Annotated in this window: 19 protein-coding genes; 2 read left to right on the forward strand and 17 right to left on the reverse strand. The window is 30.0% G+C overall.

What is annotated here, in order from left to right; translation table 11 throughout:
- Positions 1–394: 394 nt before the first annotated feature.
- The 5 genes from ppaX to RR409_RS08520 all read right to left on the reverse strand — a co-directional run bounded on the left by ppaX (position 395) and on the right by RR409_RS08520 (position 6,581).
- Entirely contained in the window at positions 395–1,036 is a 642-nt protein-coding gene (gene ppaX / locus RR409_RS08500) for a pyrophosphatase PpaX (RefSeq protein ID WP_332557312.1), read from the reverse strand.
- A 3-nt stretch (positions 1,037–1,039) separates the two neighbouring features.
- Entirely contained in the window at positions 1,040–1,786 is a 747-nt protein-coding gene (locus RR409_RS08505) for a SprT-like domain-containing protein (RefSeq protein WP_332557313.1), read from the reverse strand.
- Between the two features lie 320 nt (positions 1,787–2,106).
- A complete protein-coding gene (locus tag RR409_RS08510) occupies positions 2,107–4,398 on the reverse strand; it encodes a VIT and VWA domain-containing protein (RefSeq protein WP_332557314.1) in 2,292 nt (763 codons plus the stop codon).
- A 170-nt stretch (positions 4,399–4,568) separates the two neighbouring features.
- Positions 4,569–5,513, reverse strand: coding sequence for a dipeptidase (locus RR409_RS08515; protein WP_332557315.1), 945 nt, complete (start codon positions 5,511–5,513; stop codon positions 4,569–4,571).
- 66 nt (positions 5,514–5,579) lie between these two features.
- A complete protein-coding gene (locus RR409_RS08520) occupies positions 5,580–6,581 on the reverse strand; it encodes a WG repeat-containing protein (RefSeq protein WP_332557316.1) in 1,002 nt (333 codons plus the stop codon).
- Between the two features lie 389 nt (positions 6,582–6,970).
- Between RR409_RS08520 and RR409_RS08525 the strand changes: the two genes are divergently transcribed.
- Positions 6,971–8,200, forward strand: a complete 1,230-nt coding sequence (locus RR409_RS08525) for a 6-phosphofructokinase (RefSeq protein WP_332557317.1) — start codon at positions 6,971–6,973, stop codon at positions 8,198–8,200.
- Positions 8,201–8,221: 21 nt separating this feature from the next.
- Positions 8,222–9,673 (forward strand): glutamate--tRNA ligase, encoded by a 1,452-nt coding sequence (gltX, locus tag RR409_RS08530; protein WP_332557318.1) that lies wholly within the window; start codon positions 8,222–8,224, stop codon positions 9,671–9,673.
- A 141-nt stretch (positions 9,674–9,814) separates the two neighbouring features.
- On the opposite strand, the gene RR409_RS08535 is transcribed toward gltX, so the two are convergent.
- The 12 genes from RR409_RS08535 to RR409_RS08590 all read right to left on the reverse strand — a co-directional run.
- Positions 9,815–13,564, reverse strand: coding sequence for a hypothetical protein (locus tag RR409_RS08535; protein ID WP_332557319.1), 3,750 nt, complete (start codon positions 13,562–13,564; stop codon positions 9,815–9,817).
- A 15-nt stretch (positions 13,565–13,579) separates the two neighbouring features.
- The gene (locus tag RR409_RS08540) at positions 13,580–14,362 is read right to left on the reverse strand and encodes a prepilin peptidase (protein ID WP_332557320.1); all 783 of its coding nucleotides are present in this window, start codon (positions 14,360–14,362) and stop codon (positions 13,580–13,582) included.
- Positions 14,363–14,416: 54 nt separating this feature from the next.
- Positions 14,417–14,923 carry a type II secretion system protein gene (locus RR409_RS08545; protein WP_332557321.1) on the reverse strand — a complete coding sequence of 169 codons (507 nt, stop codon included), beginning with the start codon at positions 14,921–14,923 and terminating at the stop codon, positions 14,417–14,419.
- Between the two features lie 19 nt (positions 14,924–14,942).
- Positions 14,943–16,979, reverse strand: coding sequence for a hypothetical protein (locus tag RR409_RS08550; protein WP_332557322.1), 2,037 nt, complete (start codon positions 16,977–16,979; stop codon positions 14,943–14,945).
- A 12-nt stretch (positions 16,980–16,991) separates the two neighbouring features.
- Entirely contained in the window at positions 16,992–17,855 is an 864-nt protein-coding gene (locus tag RR409_RS08555) for a prepilin-type N-terminal cleavage/methylation domain-containing protein (protein WP_332557323.1), read from the reverse strand.
- A 13-nt stretch (positions 17,856–17,868) separates the two neighbouring features.
- Positions 17,869–19,095 carry a hypothetical protein gene (locus RR409_RS08560; RefSeq protein WP_332557324.1) on the reverse strand — a complete coding sequence of 409 codons (1,227 nt, stop codon included), beginning with the start codon at positions 19,093–19,095 and terminating at the stop codon, positions 17,869–17,871.
- Positions 19,082–19,654 (reverse strand): PilN domain-containing protein, encoded by a 573-nt coding sequence (locus tag RR409_RS08565; RefSeq protein ID WP_332557325.1) that lies wholly within the window; start codon positions 19,652–19,654, stop codon positions 19,082–19,084. Before RR409_RS08565 ends, RR409_RS08560 begins: the two co-directional genes overlap by 14 nt.
- 12 nt (positions 19,655–19,666) lie before the next feature.
- Positions 19,667–20,734 carry a pilus assembly protein PilM gene (gene pilM, locus RR409_RS08570; protein ID WP_332557326.1) on the reverse strand — a complete coding sequence of 356 codons (1,068 nt, stop codon included), beginning with the start codon at positions 20,732–20,734 and terminating at the stop codon, positions 19,667–19,669.
- Positions 20,735–20,937: 203 nt separating this feature from the next.
- Positions 20,938–21,315 (reverse strand): prepilin-type N-terminal cleavage/methylation domain-containing protein, encoded by a 378-nt coding sequence (locus tag RR409_RS08575; protein WP_332557327.1) that lies wholly within the window; start codon positions 21,313–21,315, stop codon positions 20,938–20,940.
- Positions 21,316–21,354: 39 nt separating this feature from the next.
- Positions 21,355–22,560 (reverse strand): type II secretion system F family protein, encoded by a 1,206-nt coding sequence (locus RR409_RS08580; RefSeq protein ID WP_332557328.1) that lies wholly within the window; start codon positions 22,558–22,560, stop codon positions 21,355–21,357.
- A gap of 143 nt (positions 22,561–22,703) precedes the next feature.
- A complete protein-coding gene (locus RR409_RS08585; RefSeq protein WP_332557329.1) occupies positions 22,704–24,377 on the reverse strand; it encodes a GspE/PulE family protein in 1,674 nt (557 codons plus the stop codon).
- 438 nt (positions 24,378–24,815) lie between these two features.
- The coding region (locus RR409_RS08590; RefSeq protein ID WP_332557330.1) for an adenine deaminase C-terminal domain-containing protein at positions 24,816–25,309 on the reverse strand (494 nt) is incomplete at its 5' end.

A 25,309-nucleotide genomic window follows, 5' to 3' on the forward strand; every position in this document is an offset into this window, starting at 1 on the left:
TAATAAATTTATGAATCATAAATATTATTAAATGCTTTAAGAAATTCTATTGTTTCTTTTTGCATATATGGGCTAAGTGATATTTTCATTATTCAATGTTTTACAGAAAATTCATAATATGTATTTTAAAAGTGGTAATCCTATTTACTAGGATGAGATTTTAAAAGGATTAAGCTTTACTCACTTGAAGTTTAAAACATCACTTCATAGAGTTGCTTAGCTAGGTTTAATGCTCACATATACTATGTATTTACTATTGTATTAAACTACTTTTAATTCTCAACAAACCCCTAGGGTAAAGGCAGGCATGTATTGCCTGTCTTTTATTTTTATTTTATAAAAGTTCTATTATAATTTTTCCTTTTTAAAGTTCACCTATATATTAATCCACTGTTTACCTAATATCTTGTATAATATTTATGATTTCTTCAATGCTATCCACCATAAAATCCGGATTATGAATTAAGAGATTCTCTATAGGTATTGCAGTATATTTTACTAAACAAGTTTTTGATCCTGCATTTATACCGCATAAGATATCATTATGGCTATCTCCTACCATGATAACTTCTTCTGGATTAAGTTCAAGAAGTTCACAGGCTTTTAGTACTGGTTCCCCATGAGGTTTATGTTTTAATGTATCCTCTGGTGAGATTAGTACATCAAAATACTTTTCTAAATTAAAGAGTCTTAATCCCCTCAATGCCGTATTTCTTCTTTTTGAGGTTACTACTGCCAACTTATATCCACATTTCTTTAGCTTAATTAGTCCTTCTTCAACTCCCTTAAACCCCTCTGTAAATTCATCATGAATAGCTAAAGAGTACTCTATATACTTATTTACTAAAATCTCAACTTCATTATTAGTATATTTAGCCATAGTATAACTGAGAGGTTCGCCAAAATATTGGATTATTTCACTATTCTCTACTTCTAAATTCAAATGCTCCTTAAATACATACTTAAAAGACTTAATAATTAAATTATTAGTATTAATTAAGGTTCCATCTAAATCAAATAATATTCCTTTAATCATTTATTAACTTCTCCCATCCTTACATAAATTAATTATAGGTACATACCACTTTGTATACCTTTTCCCATCCTTATCTTGATATCTTCCTCTTATATCTAAAACCATTACTGTTGCACGCTTTGTGATATTAGTTACTAAACCTTTATACTCTTTGTTTTTGTGCTCAAAAATCACTTTATCTCCAATGCTAATGCTAGGCTTTTTATCTTTATATTTTAGAGTACTTCTGCTAGGTATTTCATGATAAATACTTTTATGTCCAAATATTTCTGAACTCATCTTTTTAAACCGCAACCCCTTGCAACTTGAAATTCCATAGTTATGAAACTCCAAAACATGGCATATCTCATGTTCAAGTATAATTTGTAACGCTTCTATATCACTAGAAACTACAAGACCAGAAACTTTTTTTTCATTAGAATTTAGATAAAAGTTATTTAAAACTACCAAGCTTATTCTAATTTCATATTCTTTTCCTGTAGAAGTCTTTTTATAAATTGTTTTTCCACCTGCAGAAGTCATTCTTGTAGACACAGAAAACTTTATAGTTTTATCTAAGCACAATCGAAGTTGTCCATAAAAAAAATACTTATCATAGAGATAAAATAATTTTTCCACATCCATACTTTGTAGGGTTACAACTTCAGTATCCACTCCCATGGATTTAACACATATTTTTGAAAATTCTTCTTTAATAATTCTTCTCTTATTTCCAATTTCATCATTTCTATTGCTCTTAAAGTTAATCATTAAGATCCTTTCTATTTACCAATATTAATCCCTTATTTAAACTTTTATAAGAAGAATAAAGTAACACTGGATTTCTCATTTGGTTTCTTTCTTAAAGTATATCTCTATGATAACAATTAATCATAGATTACTTCAAGAAAAAAAGTGGTATTTCAAAACTAATTTTTTATACAAAATGTTTTGAAAAAACTCTTAATTTATTTAAGTTTTATAGTTGTATTAATAGGCTTACTTTGTAAAATATAAATTTATTCTAAATAAAACAAATGGAGCTACTCAAAATACGTATTTATACATTTTGAGACAGCCCCAATTGAATATTATTTAGTTTTTAAAATAGTTTTATCAATTAAAGTGTTTAAAGTGTCCTGACCTTCCATATTACTTTCAATAAAGTAAATAAACTCTTCCTCAATTTTCTCACTATCTATGTCTTTATTATTTAATAATTCTTGTAATTCTTTAGATTTATTAATGAAAACTTCACGATTTTCCGACTTAATTATGCCTTTATTTAATGCAGTTTTTAAAGTCAGATATAAGAATGGAATAATAGCATCGTCATTATTTATTTCTTCCTGTGCATTTTCCATAATATAACCTAAAGCCTTACCTAAGAGGTTTTTGTATATGTTTATGTCCTCTTTACCTAATGTGAAGGCAAGAATACCCTTTATTGTAGAAATAAACTTTGTGTATTTCTCTTCTTCATAAGAATTAGCAAAAGCACCATTAGCAAGCTGTTGAGTTGCTAAGATTCTTAAGAGTTCTTCCCTTTTTTCTAAGCTTAGAATTTCTTCTGTGAAAGACACTCCATTTGATGAGTGATTATAATAGAAGCTTGGAGTTGCTTCAGCATCATCTTCTTCTACATCATTTACTTTTATAGGTAAGAACTTTCTCATAGCTATACCTAAAACTGGTTCATATAACTCTTCTAACAATATAAAGGAAGTCTCAGTACTAATTATTCCTACTTTTGTTGATAGCTCAACTATTTTATTTTTCATAGAATTATAAACTTCCCCACGCTCATATACAATTCTATTTTCTATGGATTCTAATCTCTTTTTGTGCCATACCTTATCTATTAAATTTGCATTAACTTCTAAATCTAAGTTAGTTAAACTTATTCTTCTTTGAATTCGTCTATTCCCTACTTTACCTCTTAAAGTTACTACACCTTCAAGTTGGCCTTCTACCTTTGCAAAAATTGAGAAAGGTTCTTCATCATACATATATTCTATAGTTCTTGGATAGGTTTTCTCAACTTTCATATTTCCCCAATCCAGCTCAATATCAGTAACTTGAAGTCCTCTGATTCTATTAAATTGCTTTAACACAGAGTCCTCAATTCTTCGTTTTCCATTAATGAATTCTGCTTTACCATAAGTTATTCTTGCAAGTTTATTTATAAAATAAGTATTAACTGATGCATCTATACCAAAAGGAAAAATTCTACTTTCCCTGCAAACTTCATCTACATAATCTAAAATTTCCTTTTCATCATCTACAATATCATCTGTAAACAATAAAATAGTATTTTCTTCGCCTTCAGCTTCATTTTCAAAGGCATATTTTATACCATCAAAAATAACTGCATCTTCCTCAGATTGCAAGTTATCAATCCAAGTGGAAGCATTTCTTAGACTTTCTTCATTGAATCTTACTTTTCTTTCCACAGAAAAATAATGAAGTTTATCTCCCATTGCAACAATATTGAAAGTGTCAAATTCTGTTAGATTTCTCAAACATAATTGAAGAGCTCTTTTTGCAGCTTTAAACTTATCTCCCTTCATTGATTCTGAGATATCTATTAAGTAAATATAATCACCGTACTTTTTATTTGTAATTCCTTGAATGTCAGGAATAAATCTCAAATATAAAATACCATTTTTATCTTTATAATTTTCATATACCATTCCTGTAGTTTCTTGAAGAACTTTTTCTTCTAAATATATCAACATATCCTCATTTAACTTTTGTTCAACGTCAGCAACAGTTACTTTGTATACATTGTTTTCCCCACCTTCAACTTCGATGTGGTGAGATGGGCATGTAATCTTAATTTCCTCAAAGGATTCTACTAATAAGTTCAAGTTTAACTTATAGTTGTGATTACTTTTTATTGCAGTTAAAGGCTTCTTACTGTTTGAGTAAGCTTTAATTGGCGGAACAACTTTTGGTATGGTCAACTTAAGCTTATTATTATCATAAATTAATTCTTCAATATAAGATATTTTAATATTTATAGTTTCTCCAGATAAAATCTTTGCAATGGATATTCTAAAGTTATTTTCATTGAATTCTTCTAAAAGAAAATTGCTATTACCTTGTTCTACTACATTGTTTAAAATCTTCTCGATTTCATCTTTTCCTTCTACTTTACCTTTGATGGTTCTACCACCAATATTAGCTTCAAATCCTGATAACACTGCAGTTTCCGGAATTGGGAAATTATATACTGCTTCTACATCACCTTTTCCTTTATTTTCGTAAACATGATTAATTGTAAATTCAACAAACTCACCACATACATTTCCTTCAATATCAACCTTTTTTAATTCAATTGCATTTTGTGATGGTTTATATACGATTTTTGGATACTTCATATTATCTCCCCTTCTTTAATAACAGAAAATATTATCTGTACTTATATTTTAACAGAAAACACACTGTAATAGTTACAAAATATTGAAACTTTTAAGAAAATTAATAAAAAAGCAAAGTTTCAATTTCTTTGCTTTTTTATTATTATACTGATTTAATTTACTAGATATACTTATTTCATAACATCTTTTATAACTCTCATGGCATTTTTATAAAATATTTTCTCAATATAATCCTCACTAAAGCCAATTTTGGAAAGTTCAAAGGATAACTTATGAATATCGCCGATATTATCTATTTCAGTTCCCTTTGAATTTATACCATCAAAATCTGTGCCTAGTGAAATTACGTCAATACCACCAATGTTATATATGTGTTTTATATGTCTAATCATATCTTCAACAGTACTTTTCCCATTTGTGTTTAAAAAACTTCTTTCAAAATTTATACCAGTTATTCCACCCTTTTCACTTAAAATCTTAATCATTTCATCAGTTAAGTTTCTTTTATGATCACAAATAGCTCTTGCATTAGAGTGAGATGCTACAAATGGATTCTTTGAATATTTAACTACATCATAAAATCCACCATCTGAAAGATGGGATACATCAATTACCATCCCTAAATCATTCATCTCATGTACAAGTTCTATCCCAAAATCCTTTAATCCTTTGTTCACATACTCAGGCACACAATTAGGATAACCTATTTCGTTTTCATAATTCCAAGTTAAAGTAATGAGCCTTACTCCAAGTCTATGAAAGTTCCTTAGATTCGATAATTTTCCCTTAAGGGCTCCTCCTTCTTCGATAGTTAAGAAGGCTGAAATCTTACCCTCATCATTATTTTTCAATAGTTCTTCATAGTTAGTGGCAAGTTTTATAAATTCATCATTATCTTTAAGCTCCACATGAATTCTGTCAGCCATATCCATACAAAACTCAAAGAGATCATCCACATAATCTTTTTCTAGAAAAAGTGCGAAAAACTGTGCCATGGAATTTGATTTTCTAAGTTTTTCAATATCTACTGAAAAATCGTTTTTTCTTAAACTAACCTTATCTTTATGATACATAAGTTTCATCACTGTGTCGCAATGCAAATCTATTACTCTCATTAGTAGCCCCCCTAATTTACTTTATGACTGCAGGTAATCCCCTGGAATTTTTCAACTTCTCGTACATTAACAGTACAAAAAATTCCCCTCTTTACTAATATATGTTTCTTTCCCTTTAAATTTCACCTTGGCAAATCCATTTATAAAGTTTTCAGCTTCATCATATTTAGGTTCTATTACAGTATTCCCGTTTATATCTACATAACCCCATAACTCATTAACTTCTACAGAAAATAATCCTTCATTATAATCAAATACATTATCATATATCGGTTCTATTACTATTTCACCATTTTTATTTATAAAGCCATATTTATCATCAGCACTGACAACCCCGTATTCACCGCTAAAATTATCTACCCATTGGAACTTAGGTTCAATAACTATTTTTCCCTCTCTATTAATGAATCCCCAGGCATCTTCTATAGAAATTGGTGCTAAACCCTCATTGAAGTTTCCAATAAAATCAAAGTTACTTTCTATAATCTTATTTCCTGTTTCATCGATGTAGAAATAATCTTGGCCGATAGCAACTGCTGCTAACCCTTCAGAAAAATCATTTGCAAAGTCAAATGTAAACTCTATTACCACTAATCCTGCGGTATTTATATATCCAAACTTTTCTCCTTTTTTCACAAGAGCTAACCCATTCTCTTCAAATTCATTGGCTTCATCAAATTGCGGCTTAATCACCATTTCACCTTTTGAGTTTATGTATCCATACTTTCCTAAAATTTTCACAGCAGCTAGGCCTTGATTGAAGCCTTTAGCGTCTTCATATTTTATATTAATAACTTCATTTCCATTAATGTCTATATACCCATATTTATGATCTATTTCCACCACAGCCATGTGTTCATTAAAATAATTTATATCATCATATTTCGGTTGAATTAGAAATTCACCCTTTATATTTATGAAACCACATAAATTATCCACCTCAACAAAAGCCATATTATTTTCAAATACATCAGCAAAGTCAAATTCAAAGGGAATTACAACTTCCCCCATTATATTAACATAGCCGTATTTATCATCTTTCTCTATAGGATATAAATTAACCTTCATTTTATTCCTCCTGTAATGTAAAATTAAATTGCCTTTTAGTAAATCCAAATCATATTCCATAGATACCTTAGATACCTTTTATTACTACACTTATCAAGAATATATTCACTAAATAACTATTTAATAAAGCATATTAGTTTAAGCTTTAAATGGAAATACTAATTCGACTCCTACTTTTAAGTAAAACAACTTTAAAAGTTTTTATTATATATTATACTATAATTTTACAAAATTTATCTTTCTTAATTTTATATTTTATTATAATGTAATATAGGATAATATATTTTTAACCAATAATGGATAATAATATTTATAGTTGCAATTGTTACATATCGCAATTTATATTATAATAAAAAAGTCTAAAGATTTTATAAAGGAGTGCAAATAACATGAGAAATTGTATAGTAGCTCAATCTGGAGGTCCTACTTCAGTAATAAATGCTAGTGCTATAGGAATATTTGAAAAGAATGAAGAACTTAAATATTATGATAAAGTTTACGCTGGTTTAAATGGTATAGAGGGCATCTTAAAGGAAAATATAATTAACCTTTGTGAAATAGATCAAGATTCTGTAAGAGGACTTAAATATACTCCTTCTTCAGGTTTAGGATCTTGCAGATATAAGTTAAAGTCTTATGAACAAAGCAAGGAAGAGTACATAAAGCTATTTGAAATTCTAGAAAAAAATGAAATTAAAGCATTTTTCTATATTGGTGGAAATGATTCTATGGATACAGTGCATAAGTTAAGCAACTATGCAAAAGAACACGATATAGATATGAAATTCATAGGGGTACCAAAAACTATAGATAACGATTTACCAGTAATGGATCACACTCCTGGCTTTGGTAGTGCTGCAAAGGTTATTGCAACATTAGCTTTAGAAAACAGCTTAGATGCCAGTGTATATGAGGCTAAAAACGTATTTATTCTTGAGGCTATGGGAAGAGATACGGGATGGCTTGCAGCAAGTTCTTGTGTTGCAACCTTAAATGGAGAGCCTGTGGTGGACTTAATTTATTTACCTGAAATTCCTTTTGATGAAAATAAGTTCTTAAAAGATGTAGAAATCAAATTAAAAGAAAAAAACAGGGTAATTATTGTAGTTTCTGAAGGTGTGAGAACAGCTGAAGGTGTATTCCTTGGAGAAGCAAAAGTTAAGGCTGGTTATGACAAATTCGGTCATGCTCAATTAGGTGGCGTTTGTAATAATTTAAAAAGTCTAATTATTGAAAGTGGAGTTTGTAATAAAGTAAGATCTGTAGAGCTTTCTACAATTCAACGTAGTGCAATGCATTTCGCTTCTCAAACTGATATAGATGAAGCTTACAATAGTGGTGCTTTTGCACTAGAGTACTCCCTTAATGGTGAAAGCGGAAATATGATTGGGATAAAGAGAGTGCAAAATTCTCCTTATAAATCTGAACCTTTTGCAGTTCATACTTCAAAAGTTGCAAACTCAATAAAATACTTCCCTAAAGAATGGATAAATGCAGAGGGAAATAACGTTACTAAAGAAGCTTACAACTATACTCTTCCTCTTATAATAGGTGAACCAAAAATTCAATATGAGAATGGCTTACCTAAATATGTATATTTAAGAGAAAGAAATAAATAGGAAATAACGGGAGTGAATTAAATGAAAAGAATTAGAACAAGATATGCACCAAGCCCTACAGGGAAAATGCACGTTGGAAATCTTAGAACTGCTCTATATGCATACCTAATTGCAAAACATGAAGATGGTGACTTTATTCTAAGAATTGAAGACACAGATCAAGAGAGATTTGTTGAAGGTGCTGTAGATATAATTTACAATACTTTAAAACTTACTGGACTAAACCATGATGAAGGTCCAGATGTAGGAGGACCGGTTGGTCCTTATGTTCAAAGTGAAAGAAAACCTCTTTATATTGAATATGCTAAAGAGCTCGTAAATAAAGGAGAAGCTTACTACTGTTTCTGTACAAAAGAAAGATTAGACACTTTAAGAAGTGAAACTGAAGCAAAAGGCGAAACTTTTAGATATGATAAGCACTGCGCTCATCTATCAAAGGAAGAGTTAGAAAAGAACCTTGCTGAAGGCCATCCTTATGTAATAAGACAAAATAACCCTACAGAAGGCTTCACTACCTTTGAAGATGAAATCTATGGTGTAATTTCAGTACCAAATAATGAATTAGATGACATGGTACTTATAAAATCTGATGGACTACCAACTTATAACTTTGCAAATGTTGTAGATGATCATCTAATGGGAATAACCCATGTAGTTAGAGGTAATGAATATCTATCCTCTTCTCCAAAATATAATAGATTATATGAAGCTTTTGGCTGGGAAGTGCCAGTATACGTTCACTGTCCATTAATCACTAATGAAGAGCACCAAAAGCTAAGTAAAAGAAGTGGCCATTCCTCCTTTGAAGATTTATACGAGCAAGGATATTTAATAGATACTATTATAAACTTTGTATCTCTTTTAGGCTGGAATCCTGGTACTAATGAGGAAATGTTTAAACTAGATGAGTTAGTTAAAATTTTTGACTATAGAAAAATCAATAAGTCTCCAGCAGTGTTCGATATGCAAAAACTAAAATGGATGAACAGTGAATATATTAAAAAGCAATCTCCAGAAGAGTTTTTCAACATGGCACAGCCATACATCAAAACTGTAGTTAAAAATCCAAACATTGATTTATTTAAAATTAGTAACTTAGTTCAAAGCAGAGCGGAAGTTTTAACAGATATTCCTGAAAGAATAGACTTTATAGATGAACTTCCTGAATATAGTAATGAACTTTATGTTCATAAAAAAATGAAAACAACTGAAGAAAACTCACTAGAAAGCTTGAAGGCAGCATTACCAATCCTTGAAAACATTAGTGATTGGACTACTGAGACTATTCATGAAGAAATGATGAAGCTAGTTGCAGACATGGGAATTAAAAATGGTCAAATGCTTTGGCCAATAAGAACTGCTATCTCTGGAAAAGCTGCAACCCCAGGCGGCGCTTTTGAAATAGCTGAGATTCTTGGAAAAGAAGAAACATTAAAGAGAATTAAGATTGGAATGGAAAAGCTTACAAAATAAAAATTAAGGCTATATTACAAAGATTTAATTTATCTTCGTAATATAGCCTAAACTTTTCTTAAGGATTATATTTAATTGCTTTAGAAACATATGATTTTATCATTAAATAATTTACCAAATAAAGTTCTTCTTAATTAATACTTATTGTACATTAGGCATATCCTTAACTATAATCTTAAGGGTTCCCACTATGGAATCACTCACTTTAATATCTATGGTGTACTCTCCTGCTTGAGTAGAAAGAATTTTTTGTTTAACTAACACATTAGCATCAACATTACTTAAATTAACCACTTCAGCACCACCATTAATTTTCACATTAAAACTATTTGAGATAAAGTTTACGGCCAGACTACCACTCGTCTTAAAAAGTGCCCCTATCTCATACCCAATATTTTTAGCTATGGTTACCTCATACATATTATTACCACTAGTATTACCATGGAGTATTTTAGGATTATTATGAAGATATAAACCCGCTTTTTTAAGCTCAGATTTTTTTTGTAAATCAATTATAAGTTCAGGGAAAAGCATCATAGGATCCTGATCTATCTTAATTCCCGCATCTTTAAAGATATATTTAACTTCTTTTGTTAATTTCATAGGTACTGTTACTATCATTGGTGTCACTTTATACATTCCATTATTTAAAGTACACTTTAACGATGGTAAAGGTATTTTGTTATTGTTATAAGGAACTACGTTTCCATCCAATTTTACATTTGTATTAGTTATTGCTACATCAGAAGGTTGCTCACCCTGAAATATGAAATTTTTCAGATTAACTTCCATGTAAGAAGGTAAGTTAATTGAAAGGTTAAGTTTAGTATATAAATTTTGAAAATTATGCTTATCCCCTTTAAGGCTACTAACTATTAACCTTGATTTATCATAGTTAGGAACTTTATTTAATGCACTTTGAAAGTACTTTGTTGTACCGTTATTGCTATCCAAGTCGATTAACTGAAAAATCATATCAGTGCTGTTGATTGAAGCTGCTACTTCTCCTAGCTTATTAATCTGACTATCAGATTTTTTTAGTCCTTGGTCCTTTCCAACCACAATTACAAACTTTCTTTTATCAGAGGTATCTGCTTTTAATAATTCATAAGCTTTTTTAGCTGCATCTCCTGCTAAGTAAGGATTACTTGAGGTACTATTATTAAAGTATCCACTTAAAGCTTTAGTTCTAAAATTAGCATAATCCATGGCATCGCTAATTGTAGTTGTTGTTGCACCAGCTGTTATTACCTTAATATTATTTAGCAATCCGCTATTTGCTACTAAATCAAAAGCATGTATTACATTATTTACAAACTTATCTCTATTTGTTGTAGAAAGATAAGAATCTGTATTTTGAACAACAAATATTACATTTGAATCATATAAGTAATCTGGAAAAATCAAACTAGGATGAATATCTCTTGGACTAATAGTATATTTCATGTTAAAGTCTGTATTAACTTTAATTTCACTTATAGGAATAGTTGTATCTTTCCTTAAATCCATCCTTATCTTGTTATACTGATTCTCTTGAAATATTACATCAAGTTCATTGAAATACGCAGGTTTGTTAAGGCTGATACTTGAAGTCCCACTAAGCAAATCAGCAACTGTGACTAAGCTATTGCCATAAGGGAAGTTTACTTCTTTATTTGCCTCACTATTACTAATAAAGGATACAGAAAACTTAATCTCATTACCTTCATATACATTTTCAGTATTAACACTTAAATTAATATTAGGTAATGCCCCACTGATTTTTAAGCCATCACTACTTGGAGAAATTTGAATGCCACTACTTTTTACAAAGCTTACATCACTAGGTAGAATTTCATTAAAATTAATATTCTTTAATGTTAACGTGTTTCCAGGTAATGTAACGTTGCTATTATTTACTGCGTTAAAGTAAACCGTACTTTGTTTAAAGTAGCCGAAAAACTTATCTTCCAAATCAGTAATAGTATTTACTTGCATTAAAGCTACATCCGCCCCAGGATGTGTTGGATTGTAGACATCTTTAAGCAGTAGTTTATATACATTATCAGTCCAACTTTGATTCGGCCATTTTTCTTGCGAATCTGAAACTAGGAAATTTAAAAAGTAATTTGGATCCATTCTTTTTATAGCATTTGATAATCCACCATATACATCAGCATTTGGTACCGAAGTAGCTTCAGACTCCATACTTGTTAAAACAAATATACTTTTATTTTTATACTTGTCATTTGCTGAGTTTTCCAAAACATCAACAGCTTTATTTAAGCCATTGACAATCTTAAAGTATTTCCCTACATTTCTATAAGACTTTAGCATGAATTCATCTACACTATTATATAAAATTGTATCATCTGAAGAATTATTAATACTGCTCGCTGTTATAATTCTCACTCTGTTATTGGTTGATTTTGAAATGAAATTTATTAACTCTTTAACGTAAGAGTACTGATCTGGAGGAATAGTGATACCATTATCAACCACAAATACAATGTCATTACCTTCAGTTATTAATGAATTTAAGTTATCTACCTTATTGACATATGGTTTGAAAGAATAATTCACTGTAAATTCGTTATTTATCAAAGCACCGGTACCACTCAAAGTCCTTGAGGCTATGAAATTAATGTTATCAACACTGAAGGAAGTAGGTGTCAAATATTTCTTAAACTCTTTACTACCATCTATATTTTTAAATGTTAAACTTGATGAAATTAACTTACTTGGTATTGATAAAACACCTTGAGTTTTCGGTGTTAATGCTATGATGAAATTTTGTTCCTCGCCAGTATAAACTCCCTCAGAATTTATTATAAAGTTAATATCACTAAGATATCCCTCTACTTTATTTCCTTCAATTACAACGGAATTTAAGTTACTTGAATTTGCAGTAAAGCTTTCACCATAGTTTTCGGAAAACTTAACATTTTTAATACTAAAACTATCACCTGTATTTAATTTTATTATAGATTTTATTGCATCAATCCATAAAGGAGCTGTATCAACGCTTACAGAATCCTGAACTTTTATTGTTTCATTCTTATCCATATACTTACTTGTGATTGCATCATACAAGTTAGCAATTATACTACCATGATTACCAAAGTCTTTCTCAGAAGTTAATATATGGGTGTAAATATTTTGAGAAAAATCTTTATACATACTTTTTAACATAAAATCTACATATTCCATGCCTTCATGACTATTAATTCCATATTGATTTGGCTTACCTTCTTGCTCACCCTTTGCTTCAAAAGCGGTGGTAGCAATAATATGCTTAGCAGGGAATTTATCATTTTTATACGTATCAAAAATTCTATTTGAATCATTTATTAAATAATTGTACGCTAAATTTAATCCTTTTCCTAAATCATGTCTCCAATCATTTATATGACTTCCATTATTCCATTCATTGAAAAGCTGAGAACCATCATTATTTACAAATTTTTTTTTCAAATCCTCAGGATTTACTACTGTAGCAATGTCATTGTAGTACACCACAAGAGCTATTCTAGTTTTATCTTGTAATGTATATTGTTTTATTAACTTTCCTAACTCAGTCAATCCATTTAAAAACTTATTTTTATAATCACTATGGTAACTTGGACATGCTACATCAACAACAAAAACTATTTCAGCTCCAGAATGCAATGGCTTTGGAGTTATTTCATAATTGATATTTAATGATTCATTAACCTCCAGATCCGTAGATGGTACTCGCTGAATATCAAATTTAATATTTGCTGGGTCCATAAGATTTACAGGTAATCTAGAAGTATTGTTTTGTGGAACTGCACTTACAGCAAAGTTGATTATTCCAATTAGGGCTATTATAAAAAGCACCATGATTACAACTTTAATCTCAAATTTATTTTTAAATTTATCTAATCTCATAGACCTACTCCTAACTTAATTATTAAAAAATATTTTCATGTAAATCTCAAATAATGAATTCCCGTATAACATTACAACAATTGAAGCTACAGACAAGAAAGGTCCAAAGGCAAAAGGATCATTTCTATTTCGAAGCTTAAGAGCTATAAGGCTTATTATTATTAGACTTCCAAAGGATGAGGCCAGAATTAGCATAAATATATTGGGATAAAATCCAAGATATACTCCAGTTAAAATACAAATATCAAAATCACCAAAACCCATAGCTTCTCTCTTCATGATAAACTTTCCAAGAATAATAGTTATTAAAAGAAAAACTCCACCAAAAGCTGCCCCATAAATATAACTTAATACATTTTCACCTCTGAAATACTTTATCAATACAAATATTACTCCTATTCCTATTCCACTATAAGTTGTTATGGTATAAACATCTTGAGTAAAATAATCTATCATACCTATCACTATTAAAAAACAAGTGAATATTGCAAAGCTAAAAAAATCAATGGTAAGTCCATATTTTTTATATAATAATAAAAATATAATTGCAGTAAATAATTCTATCAATGGATATATTGCTGAGACCTTCGATTTACAGTTTCTGCACTTGCCTCTTAAAAATATATAGCTTAGTATTGGAATTAAATCATAGTGTTTAATTTTAGTATTACAGTTAGTGCAATGAGAGGGTGGAAACGCAATACTTTCACCTCTTGGTATCCTGTAGATGCAAACATTTAAAAAACTTCCAATTAGAGCTCCAATTAAAAAAATATAACTTTGAATAAACAGTTCCATACTCCTTCTCCTTAAAGAAAAACTCTATGTTGATTCATAGAGTTATATTTGTTTCTAGTTCCTAAAATATATTCTGTTTTGAAAATTCTTTGAGGTATTGTTTAATTTTAAGATTAAATTTATTTTTATTCCATAGGTTTTGCCTTCATTATTTTTTATAGGTTCAATGATTAATTTATCAACATAGTTACAAATATTTTTTCCATCCACCTCACCAGATTTTCTAAAAGTAAGTTTATTAGCCTCTATTTTATATTCATGTTCCTCAGATTCAAATAAATTGAATGTTATATTATAAATTTCGGTAGCACTAATGAAAGTTTCTTCTTTAAAAACAGATGAGTTTATGCCTTTAATTGAAGAAGCCCCCATTGAATATTCAGAGATTTTATTTATAGCATTCTCTCCTTCATTTTGAAGGTTATTATTTACTTCAACATTATTCAAGGCTTTAGTGGAAGGTATGAAGAAATTGAAGGCTGCAGAAGTCACAATTAAAACTATAGCTAGAGTAACGATTAACTCGATTAAGGTTATTCCTCTATGCTTCTTAGTTTTCATGTTCCTCCCCCTTAATATTTTATTTAACAAGTTTCCACTTTTGTCTTACTACTAATGAATCTAAGTTTTTAATTTCACCATCTTTATAAATAGTTCCTTTTAAATATCCATTTTCAATCTTAGGATAATGGTTTTTAAATACCTTCTTAGCGAAATCATAGTTCTCCAACATATAATTATTTAAATAATCTTCATCATAAGTTAAATTTTTCTCTTCAGTATCAGAAAAATATAGATTACCACCACAAATTATTGTACCAGTAAAATCAAATTTTCCTGATATAACTATATCACCTTTTGAGATTATTAAGCCCCTATAGTTTTTATTTGAATAATTGCTTAAATCATATTCTAATTTACTGGTGCTGTACTCAAGAATGTTATTAGCTCCCTTTGAGCTTGGACCTTTAATGTGAATAGTTGTTCCTTCATCTTTATTAAAGATTTCTAGGGTATCTTCTCCAATATTTGTTGATGATAGCTTGTTAAAATCAACATTTGTGAAAACAGATACTTGAGAACTTGTGCTATTGTCTACGGTATTAGGGTCTATATAATCACTAGCTACACCCATGTAATAAATTTCATCCTTTAGCACTTCTCTATTTTCTGTTATTAAATTTTCTTCATTGGGTGTTCTTGGAACTCCATTACGCATTACTAATTTACTCTCCTGAGGATTTTCTTTATCCACAAACCCTATCCCCGTGTAAACTCGTATGCCTTCATCATTAATTTGTATTCCATCTCCAAGGTTTAATTCTTCTAGCTTATCATAATTTTTAAAGTACTTTTCCTTATCTTCTATGGTTAAATCCACACCATTAATATCACTGTTAGTAAGTTTCTTACTTACAAGAACTAAAGGGTCAAAATAATCAAATATATGTGCCTCTGACAACCCTGTTATTGGTTTTGAGTAAGCCCTATAATTTCCTTTAATAGAGATGGATTCTCCAGTTTTATATTTAGTTATTGGTGAGTTTTCACCTAAAACATCAATGTATGCAACTCCTGCAATAATGACATTTTCATCTATTGACAATGTACTTCCGTTACCTAAATCATCACCATTAATATTAATTGAGCTAGATTTGTCAGGTTCATTATTTGGTGCTTGGCTTCCATCCGAAACTCCATAATAGCTTCCATCAATATCTACAGTCATTAAAGCCCCATTCATTTCTAGGTCATCCATTAGGTATAGATCTTTATTGATATTAACTTCTGGATTATTTGATAATTTATTTAGTAAAAGATTTCTAGCATAAACCCTTCCGTTGAAATGAAGTTCACTATTATTATCGTAAACTGAAATATCCGTAGGTGTTACTATATCTGAGTTTATAGTTTTAAACACGTTGTTAATGTCTTCAATAATTATACCTTTTCCTTCTTTTACAATAGGAATGGTATTAGATGGATTTCCTTTAACGAAAACATCTCCATTTTTCACATTAACATTACTATTTTTTAGATACATATTCCCTTCAACAGCCAATGCCTTGGACCACACCACATTTTTAGGAACTGTTATCACACTAGAGTTATCTGAAAGTGATGCTTCCTTGATAACATATTCTGCTGTTATAGTTCTTTTAAATGAAGGCTCTTGGGATTGAGATCTTAATTCCAAGGTAATCTCATTATCCCCTCCCATAGTTCCTGTTTTTTTATCAACATTAACTTTATAACTACCTTCAGAAATATTATTTATATTGGGTATTGCTACATTTTCAATCTTGTCATCTATATAAGCATTGTAGGCATCTTGAAAAATTTCCTCTTTACTTCTTGTTTCTTCTTTGTTTTCCACTGCTTTAGTTGCATGAGAATCTGCTTTCTCTAACGCTTCTAGAACTAGTTGCTGCAGAATTTCATGAGCTTTATCAAGTCCAGATTCAGCAAAATAAAGATTTGTTTTTTCATTTTCTTCAACGGTTCGATACCTAAAACTATGATAACTTAGAGATAGCAGTGCTGTACCAGAAATAAATACAATAGACATTATAAAAAGAACTAACACAAGGGTAGAACCTTTATTTACTCTTTTCATACACAACCACTCCTATCTAACCTTAGTTATTTTTAGTTTTTGAAGTAGGTCAGCCTTATTATTTGAAAACCTATAGATTTCAATTTCAATGTCATCGCCTTTTTTAATTATAATAGAATTATTATATGATGCAAAATTGTTAATTGTAAAATTTTCTCCTGTTGTCAAACTATAATTAATATTACTATTATAGTTTTTATAAATGTTTAAGTTTATTTTGCTCTCTGTAGTGTTAATAGCTGTGATTTTAGTGCCCATTGGGTCAATATCCACTGGGAAATTCAAATTTATGTTCCCATTAAAATTATCAATAATTTTACTGAAAACAGCTTTACCACCTTGTGTACAAACTATTTCCAGTTTATTATTAAGAACTTCCTTTAACACATTTATTGAAACATCCAAGGTTTCTTCATTTGCATAATTAGCTGATTGAATTTTACTATTGTTATAAAACAAATCTGCATTGGACTTATTTAAATAAAGAGACATTCCATTTGAATTCTTACTAATATCTTCTAAAACCCATTTATATTTTATCTTAACTACCATATCTTTATATTCTTCGTCGTGAACATTATATAAAAGGACCTTATTTGGGTCATCTCCCGCCTTTAGAAAAACAGCTTTATCAGCATCACTTTCTAGTAACATTATTTCGCTTAAGTCTATATCATCAAACTCTGTATTTCTTATATACTCAGCTACAGTTTGAGCCAAAGTAACAGCCTTAATCTTAAAGCTGCTTTTTAAGGTAATTTTAGTGGAAGTAATAATTAACGAGAAGAAAGGGGCAACAATTATTCCTAAAATAGCAAGGCTTATTAGAACCTCAACTAACGTTAATCCCTTTTTCCTTGAGCCTTTGATCCTCATTCTTTTACTCCTCTTATTTTCTTTCTTCTAAAACATTTCCTTTCTTGCTTGCAAGGACAATTCTTGGCCTTGATTTATCATCACTAGTAACTTTTAGCCTCACAGTTTTACTTGTATTATTTATTATGGTTACGTTAACTTGAGATAAATCCTGTACAGAATTCCTCAAAGTTGAAATCGCTTCAACAATTATATCCTTTCCCTCTACCTTCAAAACATCTCCAACCTTGCTGTAATTGGTTGGATAACTTGAAGATGATGTCTTATATTTATAATATATTTTGCCATTTTCTTCAGTGAAAACTATCTCTAAATCTTCAATGCTCTTAGTGCTAATTATAGCTGACTTATCATCCCCATACTTGGAAATTGATAAAGGTGAAACATCAGCACTAGTAGGTTTTGCAAGTATGTATATATGTTTTTCCGATTTAGAGTTTCCTTCAATATCTGGCGGTGCTCCTTCTCCAGAAAATGGATCTCCTACCCCTTCAGGTTTTGGAAAATTATACTTAAAATAATCATCAATAAAAGGTTTATCTACAGAGTACATACTAAGCTCTATTGTTCCTCCAATTTGATCTCCATCTACCTTTGCAATATTTATTTTATCCACTAATATAAGTTTTTCATATTTTTCTAGTTCCTGTATAAACCTATTTAAATCTTTATATTTACCACGATAATTTATAGTAACAATGAGCCTACTAGGCTTTGCCTGAGAATCCACTGAAGTTCTACTACTGTTACTTGAGCTTTGATTCTCTTTTGGTACTACTACTTCTCCATCTACATTTCCGTCATTTGTTTTTTCTAACAATGCTAAATATTGTTTAACTAACTTATTAATTTCACTATCTTCAATTTTTTCTTCCTTTACAGGAACCTGCACTGACTCCATGACAATATCAGAAAAAGTTATACTATCACAAATCAAATTACTTTCTTCAAGCATTTCATCTAAAATTATAGTGATTTTATCGTATTTCAATTCTGGGAAAAGAGATTTTGAATCACTATTAATTTCATCCACTAGTTTTTGAAATTCCTCATTTTGTGAAGCTCTTGTTTCTTTAACCTGGTTTATTTTTTGTAGAGTTGCAGTTAGATTATCTTTTTCTGTTTTTAAAGTAGTAATTTTTCCATAGGCAGCTGAAATTACATATTTATTCACTCCATAAAAGAGACTTGCCACCACAAGAATTCCAATTAAAACTTTCTCTCTTTTACTTAGTTTCATAATTAACAACATCCTTTAATTTACAAATAATTGTAAAATTTAAATTACCGTTAGATTCTAGGTCTACGCCTGATATCGAAGCTATTTTTATATTCTCAATAGCCTCAATATTCTCCAGATAATGAGTAAATTCAGCAATAGTAGTTCTATTTGTAGCTGACCCTTGAATATCAATATTATCTTCATTAATCACTAAGCTTTTAAATTCCACTTCCTTTGGAGTATTCACAAGTATAATATCAAAAAGTTCCGTACTAATTTTGCTCTTTCTTTCAAGGGTTTCACGGAGTTTTTTAGTAACATCTCTGTATTTCGTTAGAATTTCTTCAGAAGTAACAGTAGTATCATATTGCTTCATAACTTCGATATTTTCTTTCAAATTAATTTCAGCTTTTAAACTATTAATGTCCCTATTAACGTTGTTTAAAAAGTAAAAATATAATGAAGTAGGTAATATTATTAAAAAGATAATTGCTGCTGCTAAACCTAAAAGTATTTTTTCTCTCTTCTTCTTAATAATTTTCTCATCACTATATTCAAAAAAATTAAAATCCTTCATGCCTACACCACCTTAAAGTCTAATTAGTGCTCCTATTGCGTTTAAATACATAGATAAATCGTGGGTAGAATCAAGCTTTATATTATTCATCCAGTTTATTTTAGTCACAGGAATTTGAAGATATTTTTGAAAAAACTCCTCAATGCCTTTCATGTTGGATCCGCCTCCATATAAATAAACCCTCTGAACTATCTTACCATTTGACTTATTTCTATAATATTGAAATATCCTTGTAATATCTTCTACTGTGGCTATCGTCCCTCTACGACAACCAAGTTTTACCTTTCCCTCTTCAGTAGATAAATCCATTAAACTTTCTTCTATGGTTAAATCACCATGACTTTTTCTTAAAGCTTCACATTCATCTATGGATTTAAACATTTCTATTGATAGGTCCTCATCAATGTTTACAAGTCCCCTATCCATGATTCTAGTAAATTGAAGTTTTCCACCTTTAAGAATAGAAATATTGGTGAAAGCATGTCCTAAATCTATCAAAGCAACAATTTCATCCTTGTTGTAATCTTCATTATTAATAGCTACATCATTTAAAAATAACTTATTCACTGCATTAGCACTAAAATCTAAGGCTATAGGTTTTAATACTAAAAGTTCCGAAAGTGATTTATACTCCTCAGCCATATGCTTTGGATACACCACCACATTTATTATAACTTTATTTATTCCATTATCCTTATACTCATCAACTGTTGAGTATTGCATTATGTAATCTTCAAACTTTATTGGTAGGTATCTTTCCATTTGATACTTTATAACTGAGTTTAAATCTTTTTCACTGGTATGCGGAAGATCTAAATCCCTTGTAATAATTTCAGTAGAGTTAGACACAAAAATTATATCCTTACTCTTTATCTTATTATTTTCCATTAAGCTCGCTATTGCTTTTCTTATGGTTTTATATGTAGTTATTGACCCATCTCTAAAACTAGCCATAGGAGTTTCGATAAATGCAGCCTTTTCAATATGTACTTTATTTTTTTTAACATTTCCGTAGACTAGTTTGATGTACTTAGATCCTATGTCTACTGAAATAAGTTTTGTATTAAATATGTTGGACATTTTCTCACTCCTTTTTGGTACTTGATTAATTTGATAATAAGATATTACACAAAAGTGCAATATCTTATCATTTTTCAAAATTTAAAAAGCTAATTTTTTCAAGTGAATATTAAGCATCAATATGTCGTATATATTAAGCTCAATCTTCGATAAAAAATCTACTACTATTTGTGAAAGGGAAAAGTAATTCTACTATCACAATATTACTTGGTAATGTCTACCCAACCAGTTCCTGGCGTAGTGGCTGCATATACGATTCTGTGGTCTGTTGTATTATAGTAGAATTCAAACCCTGTCTGCTGAACTGTTGGAACCCCATCTGGAAGAACAGATGCAAACCCTGTTTGAAATGAAGCCTTGTCGGTTACAGTTGGCATAGTTGAATCATCTGCCTCAAAAACACGTACGGCACTTTGCATACTTTTAGCCGAAGCATTATCAGCTCTTGTTTTAGCCTTATCAGATACATCTGAAAATCTTGGTATAGCAATAGCAGCCAAGATACCTAGAATCGCAATAACAACAATAAGTTCAATCAGCGTAAATCCTTTTTTCTTCTTGTTTAATAAACTCTTTTTCATAAATTTTCCTCCCCAAAAATTTTTTATATAACAACTATGTTAGATATTAGAATACATATCGAACATAGGCATCATCATGGCCAATACAATTACACCAATAACTAACCCCATTATAATCATCATCAATGGTTCAATTAATGAGGTAAATTGTTTAATGGATGTGTCAAGTTCTTCGTCATAGAAGTTTGCTGTTTTATCTAGAATCTCATCTAACTTTCCCGATTCTTCTCCAATTTTAATCATGGAGTTAAGCATAGGTGGAAACACTTTTGCATCTTCTAACGATGTAGAAAGAGTAACTCCTCTAATTACTTGTTCTCTAGACTTTTTTAGCTTTTCCTCTACCACAGTGTTTCCCACCACTTTTTCCACCGACTCTAGTGCTTGAATTAAGGAAATTCCACTGGAAAGAATGGTAGCTAAGGTTCTTGTGAACCTAGCAACTATTATTTTCTCTAGTAATTTTTTATATATTGGAGTTTTTAGTTTAATCTTATCCATAGTATATTTACCCTTAGGTGTGCAAAGCACTGACTTTATACCATATCCCAAGAAAAATAACAGAATTAAAACTAAATACCAAAAGCTAGTTAAAAACTTACTAAGTGCCATAAATCCCTTTGTCAAAGCTGGAAGTTCTGCTCCTGAAGATTCAAAAATACCAACGAAGATTGGCATTATAAATATCATTAGAAAAGTAACTACTGCCACAGATAGCATTGTTAATATTATTGGATACATCATGGCTGACTTTACTTTGTTGTTAACTTTATTTTCATTTTCATAATGAGAAGCCATTCTTTCTAAGATAATGTCTAAATTTCCACTTACTTCTCCAGTTTCTATCATACTAACTAAAAGACTTGGAAATATTCTATTATATTTTGACATAGCTTCCGAAAGAGTTGATCCCTTTTGTACTTCTTCAAATACATTATCAATAGCTTTTCTTAGCTTTAAGTTTTCTGTTTGCTTTCTTAAAACATCTAGGGCTGCAGCAATGTTTGCTCCTGCATCTATCATTGTATGAAATTGCCTGCAAAACACATAGATATCTTTGTGCTTTATCTTCCTTAGTACTTCTAGTACATCAATATCTTTTTTATCTTCAAACTCTACAACGTCTATTACTAGATAATTCTTTTCTTCTATCATCACATAAACATCATCTATGTTATCCGCATGAAAGAACCCCTTAACTTTTTTTCCTTCATCATTTATAACTGTATATTTATAATTAGGCATATTTGCACCTCTTCAAATAATGAACAAGTTCATTTTCTTCAATGATTTTGGAAGAAATCAAACTTCCATAGAAGTTTAATTTAATGCCGAGAACTCTTTTCTGTAGTGAACAACAGCTTCATCCTTCCAAAATATCATTAATATTATTCTTTTAAGAAGGCTACTTTAACTAATTCCTCCATGGTGGTTATACCATTTAAAACTAATTCTGTTGCCCTTTGTTTAAGGGTTTTCATCCCTTTACTGATACTTAAATTTCTAAACTCGTCTATAGTTCTTTTTTCGGCTATGTACCCTCTATGCTCCTTAGACATTTCAATAACTTCATAAATTCCTGTTCTGCCACTGTAGCCACTGTTGATACATCTAGCACAGCCCTTACCTTTGTATAGGGTCAGAGGTTTGTCTTTATTCACTCCTAAGATGTCTTTTTCATAGTCAGTTGCCAAATAGCTTGTACTACAATAGATGCAAGTTTTTCTCACAAGTCTTTGAGCTATTATCCCTGTAATTGCATTAGCAACCAAAAATGGTTGTATGTCCATATCTAAAAGTCTTATAACTGCAGAAGAGGCATCATTAGTATGAATTGTACTTAAAACCAAATGTCCAGTTATAGCTGCTCTGATGGCAATGTCCGCCGTGTCATTATCTCTGATTTCACCAATCATTATTATATCAGGGTCCTGTCTTAAAATTGAACGCAAACCAGATGCAAAGGTTAACCCTGCTTTTGTATTTATATTAACTTGATTAATTCCTTCAATTACATATTCTACTGGGTCTTCCACTGTAATTATGTTTTTCCCTACTTCATTCACACTTTTAAGCATGGAGTACAGCGTTGTACTCTTGCCACTGCCTGTTGGCCCAGTAACCAATACAATACCATAGGGACTTCTAATGATTCTTTCAATCTTTTCTAGTTCGTCCTGTGGTATACCTAAATTATTTTTATCAATCATAAATCCTTCTTTATCAATAACCCTCATAACTACTTTTTCCCCATGTACTGTAGGTAATGAAGACACTCTAAGTTCTAATTCTCTACCATTAATTGTAGTTAATATCCTACCGTCTTGAGGAATTCTTTTTTCAGCTATATTCATCCCACTTAAAATTTTAATACGAGAAATAAGGGAGCTATAAATTCCTTTATCATGAGAAAAGGATTCTTGGAGCACACCATCAACCCTATTCCTTATTTTTATTTTATCTTCAAAGGGTTCAATATGAATATCGCTAGCCTTCATTTTTTGAGCGTTATCTATAATAGAATCTACTAATCTTACTGCAGGAGATGCTTTTATCTCATCCATTTGGACCTTATTTATTTCTCTACTAGTATCCACCTGGATTTTAGATAAATCCTCTGCAGCCCTTTTCACATATTGGCTAGAATAAAATCTATCGATGACATTGTTAATATCCTCAGAATTAGATATATAAATATCCACTCCAAAGCCACAAATAATTTTCACATCATCAATGGCATATATGTTTAAGGGATCAGACATAGCAATGGATAGCTTATTATTTTTAAAATCAAAAGCAACTAAGTTGTGCTTTTTACATAAATTTTCTGGTACTTTTTGTACTACACTCTCTTGAATATTAATTGAATTTAAGTCAACTCTAGGAATTCCAAGTTGTAACTCAAGTACTTCTAGTATTTCCTCTTCAGTGATAAAACCTATTTCAATGAGAAGTTGTCCAACTTTTTTACCTGAATCCTTTTGAAGTGCCAGTGCTTCTTTAAGCTGATCTGCTGTTATTTTTTCTGCTTCTACTAATAAATCTCCTAATCTTTTTTTCACTTAAATATTTCACCTCAAACGTTTCAAATATTTAGAAATTTAAATTATACTTAATAATTATTATCAACTTTTATTATATCATCAAGAAAAATCTTTTAAAATAGCTTTTCATCTGTTTATGAACGTTTTAAAAACAAATTTTAATACATAATTCCCTACGTTTTAAAATTTATGATGTTATTTTATTTAGTAAAATTTTGATTATAATTAACTTTTGATTCAATTATTATTTCGAAAAATATTAGAATAAAAAGTTTCCAGAACTAAGTACAAAAATCGCTATGATACCAAGCTTATCATAGCGATTTTTACTTAATTATGAATTTAGAAATCCTTTTACACAGTGCCTTAGTAAAATATTGCTCACATAACCAATTTGCATAGGATTATTTTTATCTTCAAGAATCATTAAATTAACTCTTGAAAATTTGCTTTTAATTAACTTTCAACTAAAGAAATAAATCCAAATTTATTATAATCAAATAGTCCTCTTGCAGTAAGCTTGATTTCAGGAATCACTGGTAATGCTAAGAAGGATAATGTTATAAATGGATCAATGTCAGACTTCATTCCAAAAGATCTTGCAATCCTATTTAATCGTTTTACCCCCTCGCAAACTATAGTAGGGTCCTGAAAAGTCATTATCCCACCTATAGGAAGACTTAATTGTCCTATAACTTTTTCTTCTGATACAATAACTATTCCTCCACCATTTGTTATCAAGAAATTTACTGCAACTTCCATATCTTTATCACAATCACCAACAACTATGATATTATGCGAATCGTGTGCTATGCTTTGAGCAATAGAACAATTTTCCAATCCCAAACCTTCTACAAATCCTAATGCATACTTCCCTGTATTTTTATGTCTTTCGAAAACTCCTATTTTTAAAATATCTTTACCATTTAATTCTTTAATCACAGAATCTT

It is taken from the genome of Clostridium sp., assembly GCF_036642255.1.
Taxonomy (GTDB): domain Bacteria; phylum Bacillota; class Clostridia; order Clostridiales; family Clostridiaceae; genus Clostridium_J.